The 16,723-nt window shown below is 40.9% G+C and carries 18 protein-coding genes; 7 read left to right on the forward strand and 11 right to left on the reverse strand.

The features are described from left to right. The first annotated feature begins 658 nt into the window (after window positions 1-658). Together BW980_RS11365 and BW980_RS11370 are read left to right on the forward strand one after the other, a co-directional pair. Window positions 659-1,000, forward strand: a complete 342-nt coding sequence (locus BW980_RS11365; RefSeq protein ID WP_076455328.1) for a cupin domain-containing protein — start codon at window positions 659-661, stop codon at window positions 998-1,000. Between the two features lie 10 nt (window positions 1,001-1,010). Next, window positions 1,011-3,239, forward strand: coding sequence for a nitric-oxide reductase large subunit (locus tag BW980_RS11370; RefSeq protein ID WP_076455329.1), 2,229 nt, complete (start codon window positions 1,011-1,013; stop codon window positions 3,237-3,239). A 105-nt stretch (window positions 3,240-3,344) separates the two neighbouring features. Here BW980_RS11370 and BW980_RS11375 read toward each other — a convergent pair whose 3' ends face one another. Beyond that, the gene (locus BW980_RS11375; RefSeq protein WP_076455330.1) at window positions 3,345-4,826 is read right to left on the reverse strand and encodes a T9SS type A sorting domain-containing protein; all 1,482 of its coding nucleotides are present in this window, start codon (window positions 4,824-4,826) and stop codon (window positions 3,345-3,347) included. 291 nt (window positions 4,827-5,117) lie between these two features. Further along, window positions 5,118-5,555: a hypothetical protein gene (locus tag BW980_RS11380; RefSeq protein ID WP_139327660.1), complete on the reverse strand. Its 438-nt coding sequence runs from the start codon at window positions 5,553-5,555 to the stop codon at window positions 5,118-5,120. A gap of 359 nt (window positions 5,556-5,914) precedes the next feature. Here BW980_RS11380 and BW980_RS11385 point away from each other — a divergent pair, with 359 nt between their 5' ends. The 3 genes from BW980_RS11385 (at window position 5,915) to BW980_RS11395 (ending at window position 8,010) form a co-directional block, all read left to right on the forward strand. After that, a complete protein-coding gene (locus BW980_RS11385; protein ID WP_076455332.1) occupies window positions 5,915-6,508 on the forward strand; it encodes a C39 family peptidase in 594 nt (197 codons plus the stop codon). A 20-nt stretch (window positions 6,509-6,528) separates the two neighbouring features. Then, entirely contained in the window at window positions 6,529-7,161 is a 633-nt protein-coding gene (locus tag BW980_RS11390) for a hypothetical protein (RefSeq protein WP_076455333.1), read from the forward strand. A 156-nt stretch (window positions 7,162-7,317) separates the two neighbouring features. Beyond that, window positions 7,318-8,010, forward strand: coding sequence for a nitroreductase family protein (locus BW980_RS11395; protein ID WP_076455334.1), 693 nt, complete (start codon window positions 7,318-7,320; stop codon window positions 8,008-8,010). A gap of 46 nt (window positions 8,011-8,056) precedes the next feature. On the opposite strand, the gene BW980_RS22325 is transcribed toward BW980_RS11395, so the two are convergent. From BW980_RS22325 to BW980_RS11410, 4 genes are read right to left on the reverse strand one after another with little or no spacing between them, the layout of a single operon-like run. Then, the gene (locus BW980_RS22325; RefSeq protein ID WP_139327661.1) at window positions 8,057-8,248 is read right to left on the reverse strand and encodes a hypothetical protein; all 192 of its coding nucleotides are present in this window, start codon (window positions 8,246-8,248) and stop codon (window positions 8,057-8,059) included. Beyond that, window positions 8,220-8,435 (reverse strand): ATP-binding protein, encoded by a 216-nt coding sequence (locus tag BW980_RS23015; RefSeq protein WP_083690458.1) that lies wholly within the window; start codon window positions 8,433-8,435, stop codon window positions 8,220-8,222. The genes BW980_RS22325 and BW980_RS23015 overlap by 29 nt, the downstream gene beginning before the upstream one ends. Beyond that, window positions 8,435-9,514 (reverse strand): HpaII family restriction endonuclease, encoded by a 1,080-nt coding sequence (locus BW980_RS11405; RefSeq protein WP_076455335.1) that lies wholly within the window; start codon window positions 9,512-9,514, stop codon window positions 8,435-8,437. The genes BW980_RS23015 and BW980_RS11405 overlap by 1 nt, the downstream gene beginning before the upstream one ends. Beyond that, complete coding sequence (locus BW980_RS11410) at window positions 9,511-10,779, reverse strand: DNA cytosine methyltransferase (protein WP_076455336.1); 1,269 nt, start codon at window positions 10,777-10,779, stop codon at window positions 9,511-9,513. The genes BW980_RS11405 and BW980_RS11410 overlap by 4 nt, the downstream gene beginning before the upstream one ends. A 530-nt stretch (window positions 10,780-11,309) precedes the next feature. Between BW980_RS11410 and BW980_RS11415 the strand changes: the two genes are divergently transcribed. Further along, window positions 11,310-12,209, forward strand: a complete 900-nt coding sequence (locus tag BW980_RS11415; protein ID WP_076455337.1) for an EamA family transporter — start codon at window positions 11,310-11,312, stop codon at window positions 12,207-12,209. Window positions 12,210-12,226: 17 nt separating this feature from the next. Here the strand turns inward: BW980_RS11415 and BW980_RS11420 are convergent, their stop codons facing one another. Further along, on the reverse strand, window positions 12,227-12,592 hold the full coding sequence (locus BW980_RS11420; RefSeq protein ID WP_076455338.1) for a hypothetical protein: 366 nt from the start codon (window positions 12,590-12,592) through the stop codon (window positions 12,227-12,229). A gap of 10 nt (window positions 12,593-12,602) precedes the next feature. Beyond that, a complete protein-coding gene (locus BW980_RS11425) occupies window positions 12,603-14,339 on the reverse strand; it encodes a phage tail protein (protein ID WP_076455339.1) in 1,737 nt (578 codons plus the stop codon). A gap of 18 nt (window positions 14,340-14,357) precedes the next feature. Between BW980_RS11425 and BW980_RS22570 the strand changes: the two genes are divergently transcribed. Then, the gene (locus BW980_RS22570) at window positions 14,358-14,525 is read left to right on the forward strand and encodes a hypothetical protein (protein WP_175609882.1); all 168 of its coding nucleotides are present in this window, start codon (window positions 14,358-14,360) and stop codon (window positions 14,523-14,525) included. Window positions 14,526-14,666: 141 nt separating this feature from the next. On the opposite strand, the gene BW980_RS11430 is transcribed toward BW980_RS22570, so the two are convergent. The 3 genes from BW980_RS11430 to BW980_RS22170 form a co-directional block, all read right to left on the reverse strand. After that, a complete protein-coding gene (locus BW980_RS11430; RefSeq protein WP_175609883.1) occupies window positions 14,667-15,443 on the reverse strand; it encodes a sensor histidine kinase in 777 nt (258 codons plus the stop codon). A gap of 527 nt (window positions 15,444-15,970) precedes the next feature. Next, on the reverse strand, window positions 15,971-16,276 hold the full coding sequence (locus BW980_RS11435) for a hypothetical protein (protein ID WP_139327662.1): 306 nt from the start codon (window positions 16,274-16,276) through the stop codon (window positions 15,971-15,973). A 91-nt stretch (window positions 16,277-16,367) separates the two neighbouring features. Then, window positions 16,368-16,535: a hypothetical protein gene (locus tag BW980_RS22170; protein ID WP_245800038.1), complete on the reverse strand. Its 168-nt coding sequence runs from the start codon at window positions 16,533-16,535 to the stop codon at window positions 16,368-16,370. Window positions 16,536-16,723 lie beyond the last annotated feature (188 nt).

Raw genomic sequence — 16,723 nt, forward strand, 5'->3', positions numbered from 1 at the left:
ACTTACAAATAAGTATTTATATATGAATATTTTTAAAGAAAATTTAAATTCTTGCCGCTATTTCTGAGATTCACAAGGAGTTGAAAGGTTGCTTCTAAAGAAAGAAAATCTCCATTATGCAGGTTGAAGCCATTTCGATTCTAAGCAAAACCTTACCTTCAGGCTATAGTGAAAATATAAATCGGATAAAATTGTCCTTTTTGTTATTTTGTATTACTTTCGTTCCGTAAATGAACGATATGTGTTTAATGTTTTCTACTGGTTTTTACAGGGGTTACAGGGTTAAACATATGATAAGCAGTGTTTTGCGTTGTGGTAGCCTCCTTTGTTTGACCTGTACCTACCCTAGCCAACCCGGTATTTTGTCGATAGGTTGTATTTTTTCTTTTTTTAGGAAACTACTAAATGTAGAATTGTGCGAATGGTATAATGCAAAAAGAGAGCATTTATCGACGGACTAGTTTGCTTGATTAAAATTTATATATAAAAAAGAGAAAAAGACCTTTTTGTAATTTTTAATGGAAAAAGAAGTAGATCTTTCAAATGTAAGTATCGGTATGGCAATGCAAATCGCTGATTATGAATCTCTCACAGCTTAAGAATATAAACATCGAAAGGCTTAGGACGCTAAGCTTATCACCTATCAATATATAGAACTATGAATAAAGCATCTTTAATCGAAAACATAAGCTATCAAGACCACCACAGTCCTACAGTAACGGTCTTACTTAAAACCCCTAGTACCAAAGAAGTTAGGATCCTTATGAAGAAGGGACAATTCATGAAGGAGCACAAGGCCCCCTACCCCATAGTCATAGAACTGTTTGAAGGGGAAGTCGACTTTGGCATTAAAGGCGAGAGGCAGCTCCTTAAACGGGGCGATATGATCGCATTGGACGCCAACGTACCCCATGATCTGGATTGTATTTCAGATTGCATCGTACGCTTGTCCATTTCGGTACTTGATACAGTAGAACGCGTTAATAAAGTTTCCCAATAAAATTTACACGATGAAAAAAGTTTGGATTGCATTTGCCAGTGTGGTAATACTCTCGTTTATAGTGCTTATTTGGGTAGGAACGGAAGTCTATCAAAAACAACCTCCCATACCGGAGTTGGTACGGGTGAAAGATACGGGCGAAACCGTATATACAAAGGAGGACATTCAGATCGGACAAAATGTTTGGGAGTCCATCGGCGGTATGGAAGTTGGCTCCATTTGGGGACACGGTAGTTATGTCGCCCCCGATTGGACGGCCGATTGGATACACAAAGAGGCGGTATTTTTACTGGAATACTGGTCCGAAACCGATTTTAACCGCCCCTATGACAGTTTGGATGTCGAGAACAAGGCGGCCATAAAAGCCCGTCTGATCAAAGATATCAAGACCAATACCTTTGATGAAGCCAACTATACCCTGACCCTATCAAAGGAGCGATGGGCGGCCATTAAGGCCAATGTGCAGCATTATACCGCTATTTTCTCCGAAGGAAAGGAAGAGTATGCCATCCCGAAAGGGGCCTTGACCGATCCGGTAAAATTGGAACAGTTGAACGCCTTTTTGTTCTGGACCTCTTGGGCGGCAAGTACCAACCGGCCGGGTAAGGATTACACTTATACCTCCAACTGGCCGCACGAACCCTTGATCGACAACCTTATTACCAAGGGCTCCCTGGTCTGGTCGGGACTATCTATTGTACTATTGCTCCTCTTCATCGGTATTCTTACCTACTACTATTTAAGAAACCATGAAAAAGGGGAGATCATCACCAAGCCCGACGGTGACCCCTTGACGGGAATGAAAATGTTTCCCTCGCAAAAGGCGGTACTCAAATACTTTATCGTGGTATCGCTCTTGATCGGCCTACAGGTGCTTCTGGGGATCTTAACCGTACATTATACGGTAGAGGGACAGGCCTTCTTCGGTTTTGACCTGGCCCATTATCTGCCCTATTCGATTACCCGTACCTGGCATACCCAATTGGCGGTGTTCTGGATAGCGGCCACTTGGTTGGCGACAGGATTGTTTTTGGCACCGATGATCTCGGGTAAGGAAATGAAATACCAGGTATTCGGTATCAATTTTCTGTTCATCGCCTTGCTTGTCATTGTTTTGGGGTCTATGCTGGGCGAATGGCTCGGGGTACACCAATTCCTGGACCTGACCACCAACTTCTTTTTTGGCCACCAAGGCTACGAATACATGGATCTTGGGCGCTTTTGGCAGATATTCTTGGGGATAGGACTCGTGCTTTGGGTCATTATGGTAAGTAGGCATATCGTATATGCCATCCGTAAGAACGACGCCTCAAAACACTTGTTGATCATTCTCTTACTCTCGGTAATGGCCATAGGTATGTTCTTTTTTTCCGGACTTATGTATGGGGAAAACAGCAGCCTACCGGTAATCAATTACTGGAGATGGTGGCTGGTCCACCTTTGGGTAGAGGGTTTCTTTGAGGTCTTTGCTACGGTGGTTATCGCCTTTATCTTTTCTAAGATGAAGATCATATCGGCAAAAACGGCAGGTCGGGTATCCGTAGCCTCGGCTTCCATTTTCTTGGCGGGAGGGATTATCGGAACCCTACATCACCTCTATTATTCGGGTACGCCTATTCAGGCCATTGCCTTGGGAGCGACCTTTAGTGCGCTTGAGGTGGTTCCCCTGACCCTAATGGGCTTTGAAATACGGGAAAACTGGAACATTCTAAAAAGCAGGTCTTGGATGCAAAAATACAAATGGCCCATATTCTTCTTTATCGCCGTGGCCTTTTGGAACTTTATCGGGGCCGGTGTTTTCGGCTTCCTTATCAACCCGCCGATTGCCCTGTACTATATCCAAGGGCTGAATACGACGGCCGTACACGCCCATACCGCCTTGTTCGGCGTATACGGTATGTTGGGCATGGGCTTCATCTTGATCTGCCTGCGGTTTTATTCCGACCGGGCCTGGGAAAGCAAAAAACTGACCCGCGCCTTCTGGCTCCTCAATATTGGATTGGTGGCCATGGTGCTTTTTAGCTTGCTTCCCATAGGGGTCATTCAGGCCTACACCTCCATAACCGAGGGCTATTCCTTTGCCCGTGATTCGGAATTGTTGTACTCACCGACCGTACAGACCTTGAAATGGTTACGAATGATCGGCGATATTATTTTCTCTGGGGGAATATTCTATTTCTGTTGGTTTACCATCTCTGAAACCCTATATAGCTTTAGAAGGAAATTGAAAAGCGAATAAGTAGGCCCATATGCTATGGTAGGCGTCCCCAAAAAAAAGCAGAAGGTCTTATCGGCCTTCTGCTTCTCTATTTTACGATAGTTTGGATGGTTATGGCGAAAGATTTCAATCTACCTTGATGATCTGTTCGGTAACGACCTTTCGGCTGGTCAGGTCACGTACCGATACCACGTAGACCCCAGAGGAGAATTGGGCCATATCGAGTTCGTAGCTGCCCTTGTCGGTAGTAAGGCTTTGTATCAGTTTCCCGCCCATATCGTTTATCTGTATGATCGATTTTGAACCGAGTCCCTCTATATAGAGTATTCCTTTGGTCGGGTTGGGGTACATTGAAATTTCGACGGCGTCAATGGGCCGGTTTTCGGTCAATACTTCGCCATTGGTATTGTAGACGACGATAACGGGAGGCCTGGCATAGGTGCCTTGCTCGGTGTCTCCGCTCTGAACGGACAGATAGAGGTTTCCGGTACTGGGGTCAAAGGCGCCCCCACCGATTTTTTTTGAGCCATTGGCCTGAAACGGGGTATTAAAAAAACCGTGATCGTAAGGTTGGGCCTCGTAGGGTTTTAAGGTGCCGTTTTTTATGGCGATCAAATCGTTCATGTCCCACAGCCAGTAATATTGGTAATTGTCCTTGGCCTCTGGGGTACAATAGCCGCCGCAAAGGTTGCCGTTGTCCTGTACGCATTTATAGCAAACACCGCTTTCGTGTCCCCCACTGCTGCCAATGGTCAAATAGGTTCGGGTGCCGGGTATGATAAAGCCATAGGTGGCCCTAGACAGGTGCGTCCATATGTCATTGGTCTTCGATTCGTTGCTGAGGTCGCTGTGCAAGGGATTCGATAAGCTAAAATCCAATAAGGTCGTCGTCTTGATCGTGCTGCTGGTGTTCAGGGCATCGGTTATATCAAAAGCAAAGGCGGAGGGCCCTACACTGGCCCTTGATATGATCGGAATGCCGCTCGAGTGCCCGGTAATATGGTCACCGCCCAAAGCTTCTTGGTAGTCTTCCGGGATTGGCGATATCCAGCCCGAGCTATGGGCAGGGGGGCTGCCTTCAAAGCGGTAATACCCGCTGACCGATGAGGTTTCCAAGGCATTGGCATCGTTTACGACCAAGGTACTTAGAGTATTGTCGGCAGGGGCGTCGTAATATTCGTAGGCATTGACGATCAGTTTGGCCTGGCCGCCCTGGTTTACGTAGTAAAGGCCTCCTACCCTATCTATTTTTTCGGGATTTCCTTCCGAGGCCTTCGATAGTACCGGGCTAAAAACCTGAATAGGCTGCTCTACCATGTTCAGCTCCGAAAGCGATTCGCTTTTTACGATTTCCGGAATAGCGTATTCGGCTACGGCCTGTTGGTGGGCATGACCGACGATAAAAAGGGAATGGTTTTCATAATTGTAGGCAATGGGCCCTTGGGAATAGTTGAGGTCCGATACACCATTGGTACTGGCCTTTATACGAAAAGCACCCTCATAGGTCAATTGTGAGATGTCGAATAAGGGAAGTTCTTCTAGGCTTTGTCCATAGCTAGGAAATAGAGAGGCGGCCAGAAGCACCCAAAAAAAACATATGGTCTTCATCTTTTTTATGGTTTTAATGAATTGGACTTAAAAAAGAGCCTCCAACTAGGGGAAACATTAAGATAACGCAAAGGATAACCGAATGTTGTTCGTGAGGTTAAGAGGATAGTATAGAGGGTATTGTGAAGTGGCGGAGGAAGGTCTTTCTGTAAACTATTAAGGGGCACTTCGGTCAAGGGCCTAAAAAAAAGCTTCCTGATATTTCAGGAAGCCAATGGCTGTTATAGATGGTGTATTTTTACAATTAAGTCTCTAAAAAAAACAGTCCTTTGTGGTTTTACAAGAGAAAGTTTATTTACCATCTTTGGGAGCATCAATACCGGTTAGTTTGCCACTATTTTGCTTCCATTCTACTTTAAAGTTTTTATTGAACTCCATAAAGATTTCCGGTTTTACCGTGCCGTGAAACTTATGGTCCGTAATTTCTACCGCATGGGTGCCGACAGATGTTACCAACTGGGCCCTCATTTTTCCCTCAGGTTGAATGATAGTAGCCTTTATCTTTCCGTTTTCGGTTACCCTTGAACGTACGTTTTCAACTGATAGTTCCGAAGGTATAAGACTGTAATAATGCGGTAAAAAGACCCAAGGATGTGCGGTTACGTTAACCTGTACACTTATTAAATTTACCCGGGTATAGTCGCTATGCGTAAGCCACCAGTTGTGCGTGGCCCCTACCTCTAGATAATCTCCTGAATAATCCATTTTGTGAAATTCCGTTTTTGCCATGATATCTTGTTTTAAGTGATTTTTAGATATAACCCATAGGGAGCGGCGGTACGGGGATGAACCTGGGCATTGTTCAAAACTCATACTGAATGTAAAAATTAATTCTTTGAAACGGACCTAGATATGTGTTAATGGTAAATTACACTGTATGAGAGGTTTATTGTAGGGGGCAAGGGGCGCTGAAATGCATATGAGCGTATGTGCGGCCTCTTTATGTGATTTATACATTCAAGATGTTTAGCTGTGTAATTTTTCTTACATATTATACATTAATGAACTTAATGTGTTGTATTTCAGCATATTTTTATACCCTAATCTTTCCCTCGGCAATTATTTTATAACCTTATAAAACACGTATTATGGAAAAGAATGTATTCAAACTAATTGGTGGGGTACTTTTAATGGTCATGTATCAGAGTTGTTGCACCCCTAGTGCCACAATCGGAAGTGTAAACAACACTTTAAGGCCACAAGAGACCAGAAATTGGTGTTGGGCCGCGGTAACGCAGATGATTGCGCAGAACGAAGGAAAAATCGTGAGCCAATGTGATTTGGCGAATCATAGGTTTAGTATGACCAATTGTTGCGATTTTGAAAATACTGGCGAAAGTTGCCCTAAAACAAACGATTGTAACAGGCCGGGATGGCTTGAACTTACCTTTGCGGGAGTAAAGTATAGTGAAGACACCACCGCTTTGAGTTGGGATAAACTGAAAAAAAGTATCTATTGCAACAAAGATGTTCTTGGTTATGCCTATGGAACACCGGGTGTAGTGGGCCATGTAGTGGCCGTGCGGGGCTATGTGAGTATAGCTGGTACCAATTATGTAGTACTCAACGATCCTTGGTCACCCTGTAATGGGACAGAACGAATGATTACCTATGAAGAATATGTAAATCCTTCAGGTACGGCCACCCATTGGAGAACTTGGTACGGTATCAGTAAAATTTGAAAACATAAAATCTAGAAAGAATGAAAACTTTAAGAACGATTATAGGTGTGGCACTGCTCTTTTTTATGGGGCAAGCTGTAGCCCAAAGCAATGATAATCTTGAACAGACGCTTGAAAAAGGAAAATCCGATTTGGTGGAAGCGCTGAAGCAAACGGGCGAGCAATTCGATTTCGGAATAGATCCAGAAGCTGTGAAAAATGCCCGGGCCGCCAGGCCCTTGGCATTCCACGAGGTAAGTTTTGACCAATTGTTGGAGTATAACCAAAACGGTATTGCGAGCGTATTAAAACCGGAACATAAAAAAATCGTTCCCTTAATGTCAAATAATATGGTAGTAACGACCATATCGATATCAAATAAGGAAGGTAAATATCAGGTAACGGATCTGATCAACCATCAATATGAGAACGATTTGAACCAATTGCCCGCCGAATTAAGGGAGAATAATTTTGAAAATCTAAAGGTGGTTTATGTACCCAACCTGAATACCACGGTCTATTCCATAAACGGAAAGAGCTATACCGATTATGGCGATCGTAGTTTACGGCAAGGTATGGATAGTGAAGTGCTGATGCAGGAACTTAAGGTGGATGCCAAAAAATTCCAAGAGGCATATGGTACTCCCGCCAAACAAGGTAAGTTACTGAATTAACTAGGGTATAAGGCCTTCATCGAATTGAATCCCTTGAACGATGTTTTGAGGGATTTTTTGGTTTCAAGAAAGTCCCTAATGGAAATAAATACAAAAGCCTTTTAAAAAAACCAATAACTTTGTAGGTAAAACCTAGTTCAAAAAAGCCTTCAAACCATGTCGCCTAAACCCCATATTTCAGTTAACGGCCATACGCATATTCTATATCAAGAAAATGCCCTATCACAAGAAGAATTGATAAAACAGAGCCAGGCTTTCTATTCCTATCTGAACCAGAGAAGGTCGATCAGGGAATATGCAGATACCCCTGTACCCAAGGAAGTTATAGAGACCTTGATCAAGACGGCCTCTACGGCCCCATCGGGAGCGCATAAGCAACCGTGGACGTTTTGTGCGGTATCGAACCCCGATTTAAAAACAAAGATACGGGCAGCGGCCGAGGCGGAAGAAAAGGAGAGCTATGAGAGTCGAATGAGTGAGCGTTGGAAAAAGGACCTAGAACCTTTGGGAACGGATATGCACAAGCCTTTTTTGGAAGTAGCCCCATGGCTGATTATCGTTTTTAAAAAGGTACACGACTTAGATAAAAACGGTGGAAAAGTAAACAATTACTACGTAAACGAATCTGTGGGTATTGCCTGTGGCATGTTGATTACGGCCATACACAATGCTGGTTTGGTCACCTTGACCCACACCCCTAGCCCTATGAATTTTCTGGCCAAGTTGCTGAACCGCCCCAGTAATGAAAGGGCATTTTTATTGTTACCCGTAGGCTATCCAAAATCGCCTACCTATGTACCGGATATTGAACGGAAACCTTTGGATGAGGTGGCGGAGTTTTATGAGTAGTAATTTAACACAGCATAAAAAACACTGTTAATCAGTCGCCTATGATTTATGCACCACTGTTATTTAATTTTACTTTAAAAAAATCAAAAATATAATCACTTAAATTTTCAAAACTAACGCAGGGTATTTTCCCAAATACTAAGGACTTTTCTTTGAGCTCATCTACCGTAGTGCCTGCCGAATAATATACCATAGGAATATTTTTACATTCAGGTGTTGAATCTATTACTGCTACCATTATCAGTAATTCTGATTACAGCATCCGAAGAATTTAAGTTTTCAAACTCAATAAGAACTTTACTGGCATGGGCATCATAAGAATTTTTAACAAGTTCAAAAATGGCAATAAAATCATCAGTTATTAGGTCACGACCTATAATATTTTTTAAGCCAGAGCTTATTCTAAATTGTAGTTCATTGTCCATTACTTCAAAAATCTAATTTGCAAATTCAATTTGAAATAAAATTCCCCATTTTCTTGATAGATTTCACCAAATTCATGTCGAGAAGAACTTGCCGTATCAAGTTTGGTGTTATTCAGTAAATAGTCTTCAAATTCGTTTCTGTTATAAATGTGATAACACAAAACGTCTCCATTCTCTTTTACGATCAAATAACCACCAGTTGCATCATATTGGCCGGCCCATACTTTTGATGGCATCATCCCTAGTGCAACATCAGTTAGAAAACGCTTTATTTTATAATCGTAAAATTTATGTTCATTTTCAATATCGTAATTCAAAGGGTTTTTTCTGGAGATATTGTTTACTAAATCGGTTAAACGTGAATGATTTCCAGAATAAAAGTCAAAAACTATTTGTGAAAGAATATCGGGTAGTAAGCTGTCGATAAGGACAAGGTTATTTGAAAATATTTGTCGTTCTGTTTTAATAAACTCAAAGAACCCACCTTTATCATTTACTTTGGCTATTCTGTCCATTATTTTACTACGACTTGAAATAGAATTGATATATTCTATTTCATGTTCGGTAAAGGAAGTTCCTTTAATTTGAAAAACAAAATTCGTTGTTTTACCTGCGTTAAGAAGGGTGGAAGGATTTCCAAGTTGAGATTTTATGCTAAACCCTAAGGTTGGTTGTTGGTTTGTTCTTTGATCATGAATTACAATAGTAATATCTGTTTTTGCAGATGAACATGCTTTTAAAGAAATACAATTTATTTTTTGCATAAATCTCTCAATTTCAGGGACAGAAAAAGTTCTTTCTTTGTTTTCTTTAATAGCGTATAATAGATAAAGGGCTTTCTCTTTAAACTTTGAAATAGGAATTTTCAAAGTTTCTCTATTTCCCGAAACTAAGATTATTTCATCTTGAATTGAATATTCAAATTTCGCGTTGTTTTCGAATCTTAATATTTTAATAATTGGATAAACTAAGCCTTCTAATTTTTCAATGTCTTTGTCTCCTAAGAATAATTGTTTGTCTCCTAATAATTTAAAAAGAGCATAAATCTCGCTCCATTCTCCTTTGTTGCCAGTTATCATTTGAAATTAAGTTTTTCAACGATTTTTTTCGCCGTGGCTTGTATAGCTGGCACAGCAACAGAGTTGCCGAATTGTTTGTAAGCTTGAGCATCTGAAACAACTATTTTAAATTTCTCAGGAAATCCTTGTAGTCTTGCCCATTCTCTTGGTGTCATTTTTCTGATTCCTTCACGATTAACTTCTCCTGAAATATTTGTTACGGGGGTGAAATTTGTAAGTTTGTTATCAAGAATGAGGTTTCTTTCCCTGCCCATTCCGCCACAAACTACTGCATTGGCAGTGCCGTCATGTGGAATGATTTCAAAACCAAAACCATTACCCTTGCTTTCATGCCGTGCTCTATGAGCACGCAGTGTATTCATATACACATCAGATAAATAATATTTTACAGAGACTTCTTCTGGTTCAAGAATGTCTTTTATCACCTTCGTTTTATCCGTTGCTTTAGGATACTTAAATTCTTTAACATCTAAGTCACTTCTAAAACCTACGATGAAAATTCGTTCTCTATTTTGTGGAACGCCAAAATTCTTGGCATTTACGATTTCAGGTTCAGGTATGTAATAATTTAAGTCGTTTCTTAAAACATTTAGTATAGTAGCCAAGGTTCTACCTTTGTCATGACTTCTAAGTCCTTTTACATTTTCGAGAAAAATTGCTTTTGGCCTTTTCTTTCTAATGATTTCTGCAACATCATAAAACAAAGTTCCTCTTGTATCTTCAAAACCACCTCTTTTACCCGCTATAGAAAAAGCTTGGCAAGGAAACCCTGCACAAAGAATATCGAAATCACCAGGTATATAATTTTTTGTTTCCTCTTTGGTTATATCCCCAAAGGGAACCTCTCCAAAGTTGGCTTCATAAGTGATTTTTGAATATCTATCCCATTCACTAGTAAAGACACATTTGCCTCCCAAATTTTGAAGAGCTAACCTAAATCCACCTATACCTGCAAACAAATCAATAAATTTAAATTTTGGTTTCTTAGGTTCAGGAAAGGGCACATCATTCTTAAAATCGAAAAGATAATATTGAAGTGCTTCTTCAGCAACTTTGTCGGTTATCTCCTCCTTGGAGGTTTTAAGTAAAAGTATATCTTTTACAAATTCGATGGCGTCATTCTTATAAAACTGCGAAACACCGTTTTTAGAATTGTGCAAATAGTGTGTAAACGCAGCTCTTTTTGGACTTTCAGACTCTACAAGTCTTATTCGGAAGCTCTTTCCATTGACGTCTTCTGTTGTAATTCGCTCTTTAAGTTTCATTTAGAATTCAGGTATTCTTAAGTATTATGCAAATTAATAAGTTTATTATAATATATGGCAGGAGTTGGAATTTAAGTTTCAACAAAAGCATCAACAACTTCATTCTAGATATTTTTTATAAAATATAGTAATATAGCCTTAAGAAAATGTTGTTAAAGAGATTTGGCTACAGTTTCCATCTATCATTGTTTCCTTTGTCTCAAATTTCATGAATTTTGTCTACAATAATATGTAGGCTTAGGAAGTATTTGTCCAAAGGTAAAATGTTCGGGTTGAATCATGGAAATACATCTTTGTAGTGAATATATATAATTTGATAAGGAAATGATTATGGAAAGACGTAACGGAATCTAGAAAACGAGCTCATCTCTACTTCATGGGAGACCTGAGATTTGAATGGTCCGATACTTTCCCCATATTTAATCACCGCATCCTTTTTTTCCTTCGGTCGGAACGTTTTTTTTCTTTTTTAAATTCCCTCCCCATCCATAGAAATCAAACCCTAAAAAACCAATATCTTCGCGCGCTGTATGTGGATGTATCTCGGACTTTTAGCGGCCCTATTTTTAGGCTTGCACAACCTGTTGAAAAAGCATGCTGTTCAGGGCAATGAGGTTTTTCCGGTGCTCTTAGGTACCATCTCTTCGGGGTTTTTACTGCTGCTTCCTTTTTACGTGGGGTCTAAGCTGGCCCCTGGGTATATGGCCGAGATCCAATTCTTTATTACCGACATCCCTTGGAAAACCCACGGCTTTATCCTTATAAAATCCGCTATCATGGCGGCTTCATGGTTGTTGGCCTACCAAGCCTTAAAGCATTTGCCCATTACCATTGTTACGCCCATACGCTCGGCCGGTCCCTTTTTTACCTTTATCGGTGCCATTACCATTTACCAAGAAAAGCCCAACGGATGGCAATGGATCGGATTCTTTCTGATTATCTTTTCGGTATTGCTGTATTCTAGGATTGGTAAAAAGGAAGGTATCCACTTTAAAAGGAACAAATGGATATTCGCTATTATTGGCGCTACCTTTTTAGGGGCTTCCAGCGGACTGTACGATAAGTTTCTCATTCAGAGTCTCACTTTGAATCCGCAGACCCTACAGTTCTGGTTTTGTTTTTATACCATTCTTATTCTCTTGCTCATTCTGAGTATCACTTGGTTTCCGCATGCGGAAAAACGAAAGGCTTTTAAATGGCGTTGGTCTATTCCCTTGGTCGGTATGCTCTTGCAAATAGCCGATTACTTCTATTTTAAAGCCTTACAGGACCCTGATGCCTTGATTATGTTACTTTCGGCCATCAAACGGAGTCAGATCATCATTGCCGTGGTGGTAGGCGGACTCATCTTTAAAGAGCAAAACAAACGCAAGAAACTGGTGCCCCTAGCGGGTATTATGATCGGGGTTTTCTTGATTTTGTATTCGTAGCGGCATAAGCTATACGCTCAGGTGGTGGCCAAGGCCTTCCTAAGGGTCCTAAGGGTCGCCTTCAGCTTCAATTTGGCGTAAACGATACCGGCGGTTTTTCCCAAAAGGGCCGCAATGGCCAATACGGCGATTCCCTTCCACCAAGTATCGAAAAACTGTCTGTCCGTAACAAAGTAGGCGGTGGCCAAACCTATCATACTGGCAAATACGGCCATAGAACCTTCTTGGCAACCACAGGCGTAGTAGTACTTGTTCAGTTGCTTGGAATACTGTGTTGAAAGCGGCAGGTTTTCGTCCAATTGTATTTTTCTGTAAACCTGTTTTAAATTGGGATTGGTTTTCAGTTCTTCCAAACTCGCTAAGTCTTTTACGATATAGATCATCTTCTCAAGGTTATGGCAGTATGCTGTCTCTTGCCTGTTGGGTGGTGGTAATGTAGTTCCATGTAGCCTCGGCATCGTCAAGGGTAAAATTGGCCTCTCCAGATAAGAGCAGATATTCCGGTATGGCCTTGACAATTCCTCCGCCCTCTTTGGGAGTCCACATGATTAAGGCCGGGTTGTCATGGGCTTCATGGTTTAACCCGTAATAGTGACCTATTTCATGAATGGGAACGAACCTTAGGGCCACTTCGGGAAAACGGGTTCTAAAAGTAACCCCGGACGGACTAAATTCTTCCAGCTCAGGCCTGTACCAAGAGGTTAGCCCGTTAAGGCTAAGATCTCGATACCCGAAGACGGCTACGGTGGGAACGGTGCTCAAATCTTCATTTTCGACGGGCCTTCCCATTAAGGCAAATAACTCGCGTTGGGCCGTATCATCGGTGGTGTCGGATTGTAATGGAACGTGTTGCAGGGAGCTTACGACCAAATCTTTAATCGAAGGCCATGTAAAGTTCAGGCCGATTTGATACCCTTTTCTTTTAGCCAGGTCGAGATATCTTCTAAACATAGCTTTCTTAATGGGATAAACGGTAAAGGAAGGTACCGAATTGGGCCCACGACTTATAAAGTCATCGAGATCGCTCTGGCTAACTTTGGTTGATGTGCCCGTATATACGACCTCTCCATCAAAAGCCGAATAAATAAACTTACCGCTACAAATAGAGACCCTTCCTGCCAAGGCGTGTAAATTTAAAATGCCTTCATTGTGCAAGCGTCTTAAAAAATCGGAGCTTCTGATGGCCAAACGACGGGGGTCTATTGTAATGGGCACCCCAATGGGGTCGCCCCCCAAACGCGCCCTTTTCTTTGAGCGTTCCAATCTTTCAGGGTCATCTGAAAAAACTTCTTCAAGGGCCGTTTCGATTATAGTTTCAATATTGGCTTTTTCTACGAGTCCCTTAGGGCCTACGTAGAACGCCTGGCCGAGTAAGCGGGTGACCGAAGGAATCAACCTGAAAATGTTTAAAATACCAAGTCCCCCTTGTATTTTACACCAATTAAAAGTTAACAGGCCAACGATTAAATCTTTTAGTCCTTCTAAGGTGTCGGCTAGAATATCGACGATATCCTCGAGCCAATCGAATAGGCCGCTGAAAAAACCGAAAATAGCGGTAAATATCGAGCACAGCACCTTCCCGAATATACAGAACGTCCGTCCTAGCCCTTCCAATAATCGGCCTATGTCAGAAAGCATGCCTTTTAGGTCCTGCAACAATACCCCTATGAAATCAATGATATCTTCAATGGTGTCGACAATATCGTTCCAAAGGTCCCACAAGGTTTTGAAGGCCTGAAGCGGATCGGTAAAAATACATACCAGAAAGGTCACCAATCTATGAATGATTTTAAGGACGAGTTCTATCACGATTCCTATTACATGGGTCACTATTTGGCATACCAAGGTGACCACCCATTTTGTAACGGTCACCACGACCCAAGTAACCACCTTGACTACGACGACCACAATCCAACAAAACCACTTGTTACAACAGGCACACCACCATTTGCACTTTTGTCTTTTACATTTGCGCTCTTCTTGGCTCACCCATTCTTCAATGGGTTGGTTCACCTGCTCCTCTACCCATTGCCCTATGTTTTCACATACTTCCTTGGCTTCGGTAATGAATCGGGAAACCGGGGTTAAAACATTTTCGGTAATCCATGTTGATACGCTTCTACATGCCATGATCTATAATTTTTTAAGATGAATAAAATCAACAAAGCGGGAACACTTTTGTCAAACTATATGGTCAGGGGAGAAATTGGAGGGAATGGGGTGGTATCGAGCATAAACAAATCAGCTGGCCCAAACCATCAATACAAATGTATCTTGGAAGGCTATGTGGTGGTCATACAATTGTATAATCGGTAAGGTTTTGTGTCTGTTCTGTAAAATTTGGGAATTGGACGAATAGGCCACCGATAAGGGTAAATTCTATTTTAATAAGAATGCCGAAGGGTTTGAATTACAGCCTATTTTATAAATTGGGCATGAAAGGAATTTTGTGGGCCATTACGCCGAAAGAGGCGAATTCGGAAGTATTATAGAGACGCTCGTCCCTTTCTCCGGCGTACTCTCTATACTTAACCTGCCCTTGTTTTTCTTTAGGTAATCTATAGAAGCCTTTAGCCCGAACCCGGTTCCTTTTTCTTCTGATGTACCCAATTGGGTAAAGAGCTTTTCACCTTCGAATATGGTATCTATTTCTACTTTGGAAAGTCCCACTCCAGAATCTTTGATTATGGTATGTACCTCATGGCCTTCCGTTTTTAGGCAAATATTTATGCTACCTTTTTTCGGGGTGAACTTAATGGCGTTGTGCAAAACATTTCGAACAACAAAAGCATAGTTCCGCGGGTCGGCATATATGGTGCCGTTCAAATCGCCCAGGGTAAAATCTATTTGTTTTTCGAGTAGCATCGCTTCGAAGACCCCCGCGATTTGGACAATGGTTTCCTTGCCCTTGAACAGGGAAGATTTTACGGGTTTGCCTTTTATTTGGTCTTGTGACCATTGTAATAAATCGGTTAAAAATAGATCAAGGTTCGCAATGTGTTTTGACAGGCGCCCCAAATACTCTTTTTCCGTTTCCCTATCGAAGTCATTGAACGCCATAGAGTCGACCAAACCCTTTAAGGTGGCCATGGGACTCCTAATATCATGTGATATTAACGTAAACAGCTTTTTGTTAAGGATGTCTAATTCAGCGAGTTCCTGCTTCTGTTTTTTAATCTTCTTGGTATAACCTATAACCACCAAGGATATGGGGTAAGATATAATTATTGGCATTACCAGGGAAAGTGTAAGGCCATAGGCAAAATTGGCCACCTTAATAAAACATGCGGATAGCAAAAATAAAAAAACGGAAAAAAGTACACAGACAACAACTATTCTATGCGGCTTACTTAATAAGTTCTCTAATTTTTCTATCGGTCTTGACATTCTGGCATAAATTATTCACGGGCCGCTATTCTTTTATTTGGGGCTTCCCTTTTTTTTCCTCCGTCAACGAACAATTTATTCACAGGTGACCAAAGAAATATATTGAATATATAAAACGCCAAAAATGATACAATATTGGACGAAAAAATCGCATGTCTTGTAAACGGTTCATTCCCCGATTTGTAGCACAGCTTTTATACAAATTTAGGTTTCAATCGGAAAAAAAATGAGCGAAGACAAAAAAAACTGATGCGTTTGTCTATGGTTAGTAGGAAGTCCATTTGTGAAAACAAGCTCAAGTTGCTGCAAACGGTTATTTACTTTTGTAATACAATTAATTTGAGTGACGTATTTATATCATCATTATCTTCAAACTAAATGTTTTTTGATATTTCAGCATATTGCATTCCTCGTTTCTTTGGTCTTACATCAACCCCCATTTTTCTATAAAACCCAATTAAGACTTCTGGTGGAGAATAATAAGGGCTGTTAGTTAGCTCACCAAATATTTTTTTAAAACCGTTTTTCTTTGAACATAATTCAAATTCAGTTAGAACATTTGTTCCTAAGCCTTCCCTTTTTCTAAATACCCTAAAATCATAAATTTTAATACTGGTTTCTTCAAAAATGCCGTAATTCAGCAAAAATGCCCTAGATCCGTCTGAAAAATATCCGCTCACCTCTATTTTTTCTTGTTTAATGAAACGTTTAAACGTTCATTGTTATGTATAATATTTTCTATCATTTAATTGTAACCTTTTTTCTGCATAGTTATTTTTTCGTCTGCTTTTGGATCCAATCCATAAGTTCATCTTTATTTATGGCATTCCAAGTTGATTGAGTATTCTTTTTTTCTGATGGATTTTCTTCGGGTTGAAAAATAATTAATTCTGTGTTTTTATTTCCATCCAGTTCCAATTTAGCTAAAAATCCAACCATGTCTGTCGCATTATTCTCGTATAAGGTTCTTGGCGTTCTCTGGCATGCTCCTGAAAGACGGTAATTACGTTTTTTTAAGGCCGATCTTCAATTTAAAATAAGTTGTCGCCCATATTTCACTTTCCCCAATGCTTGTCCCTATCTTTGCGTTTTGGAACACATCGGATTTAGAACCTCAATTTTAGTAG

Origin of the sequence: Zobellia uliginosa, assembly GCF_900156625.1 — a bacterium.
Taxonomy (GTDB): domain Bacteria; phylum Bacteroidota; class Bacteroidia; order Flavobacteriales; family Flavobacteriaceae; genus Zobellia; species Zobellia uliginosa.

Excerpts from the sequence above, each read along its gene's own strand:
- BW980_RS11365 (WP_076455328.1), top strand. The coding sequence starts at position 659 with ATGAATAAAGCATCTTTAATCGAAAACATAAGCTATCAAGACCACCAC.
- BW980_RS11370 (WP_076455329.1), top strand. The coding sequence starts at position 1,011 with ATGAAAAAAGTTTGGATTGCATTTGCCAGTGTGGTAATACTCTCGTTT.
- BW980_RS11375 (WP_076455330.1), bottom strand. The coding sequence starts at position 4,826 with ATGAAGACCATATGTTTTTTTTGGGTGCTTCTGGCCGCCTCTCTATTT.
- BW980_RS11380 (WP_139327660.1), bottom strand. The coding sequence starts at position 5,555 with ATGGCAAAAACGGAATTTCACAAAATGGATTATTCAGGAGATTATCTA.
- BW980_RS11385 (WP_076455332.1), top strand. The coding sequence starts at position 5,915 with ATGGAAAAGAATGTATTCAAACTAATTGGTGGGGTACTTTTAATGGTC.
- BW980_RS11390 (WP_076455333.1), top strand. The coding sequence starts at position 6,529 with ATGAAAACTTTAAGAACGATTATAGGTGTGGCACTGCTCTTTTTTATG.
- BW980_RS11395 (WP_076455334.1), top strand. The coding sequence starts at position 7,318 with ATGTCGCCTAAACCCCATATTTCAGTTAACGGCCATACGCATATTCTA.
- BW980_RS22325 (WP_139327661.1), bottom strand. The coding sequence starts at position 8,248 with ATGGTAGCAGTAATAGATTCAACACCTGAATGTAAAAATATTCCTATG.
- BW980_RS23015 (WP_083690458.1), bottom strand. The coding sequence starts at position 8,435 with ATGGACAATGAACTACAATTTAGAATAAGCTCTGGCTTAAAAAATATT.
- BW980_RS11405 (WP_076455335.1), bottom strand. The coding sequence starts at position 9,514 with ATGATAACTGGCAACAAAGGAGAATGGAGCGAGATTTATGCTCTTTTT.
- BW980_RS11410 (WP_076455336.1), bottom strand. The coding sequence starts at position 10,779 with ATGAAACTTAAAGAGCGAATTACAACAGAAGACGTCAATGGAAAGAGC.
- BW980_RS11415 (WP_076455337.1), top strand. The coding sequence starts at position 11,310 with ATGTGGATGTATCTCGGACTTTTAGCGGCCCTATTTTTAGGCTTGCAC.
- BW980_RS11420 (WP_076455338.1), bottom strand. The coding sequence starts at position 12,592 with ATGATCTATATCGTAAAAGACTTAGCGAGTTTGGAAGAACTGAAAACC.
- BW980_RS11425 (WP_076455339.1), bottom strand. The coding sequence starts at position 14,339 with ATGGCATGTAGAAGCGTATCAACATGGATTACCGAAAATGTTTTAACC.
- BW980_RS22570 (WP_175609882.1), top strand. The coding sequence starts at position 14,358 with ATGAATAAAATCAACAAAGCGGGAACACTTTTGTCAAACTATATGGTC.
- BW980_RS11430 (WP_175609883.1), bottom strand. The coding sequence starts at position 15,443 with ATGCCAATAATTATATCTTACCCCATATCCTTGGTGGTTATAGGTTAT.
- BW980_RS22170 (WP_245800038.1), bottom strand. The coding sequence starts at position 16,535 with ATGGTTGGATTTTTAGCTAAATTGGAACTGGATGGAAATAAAAACACA.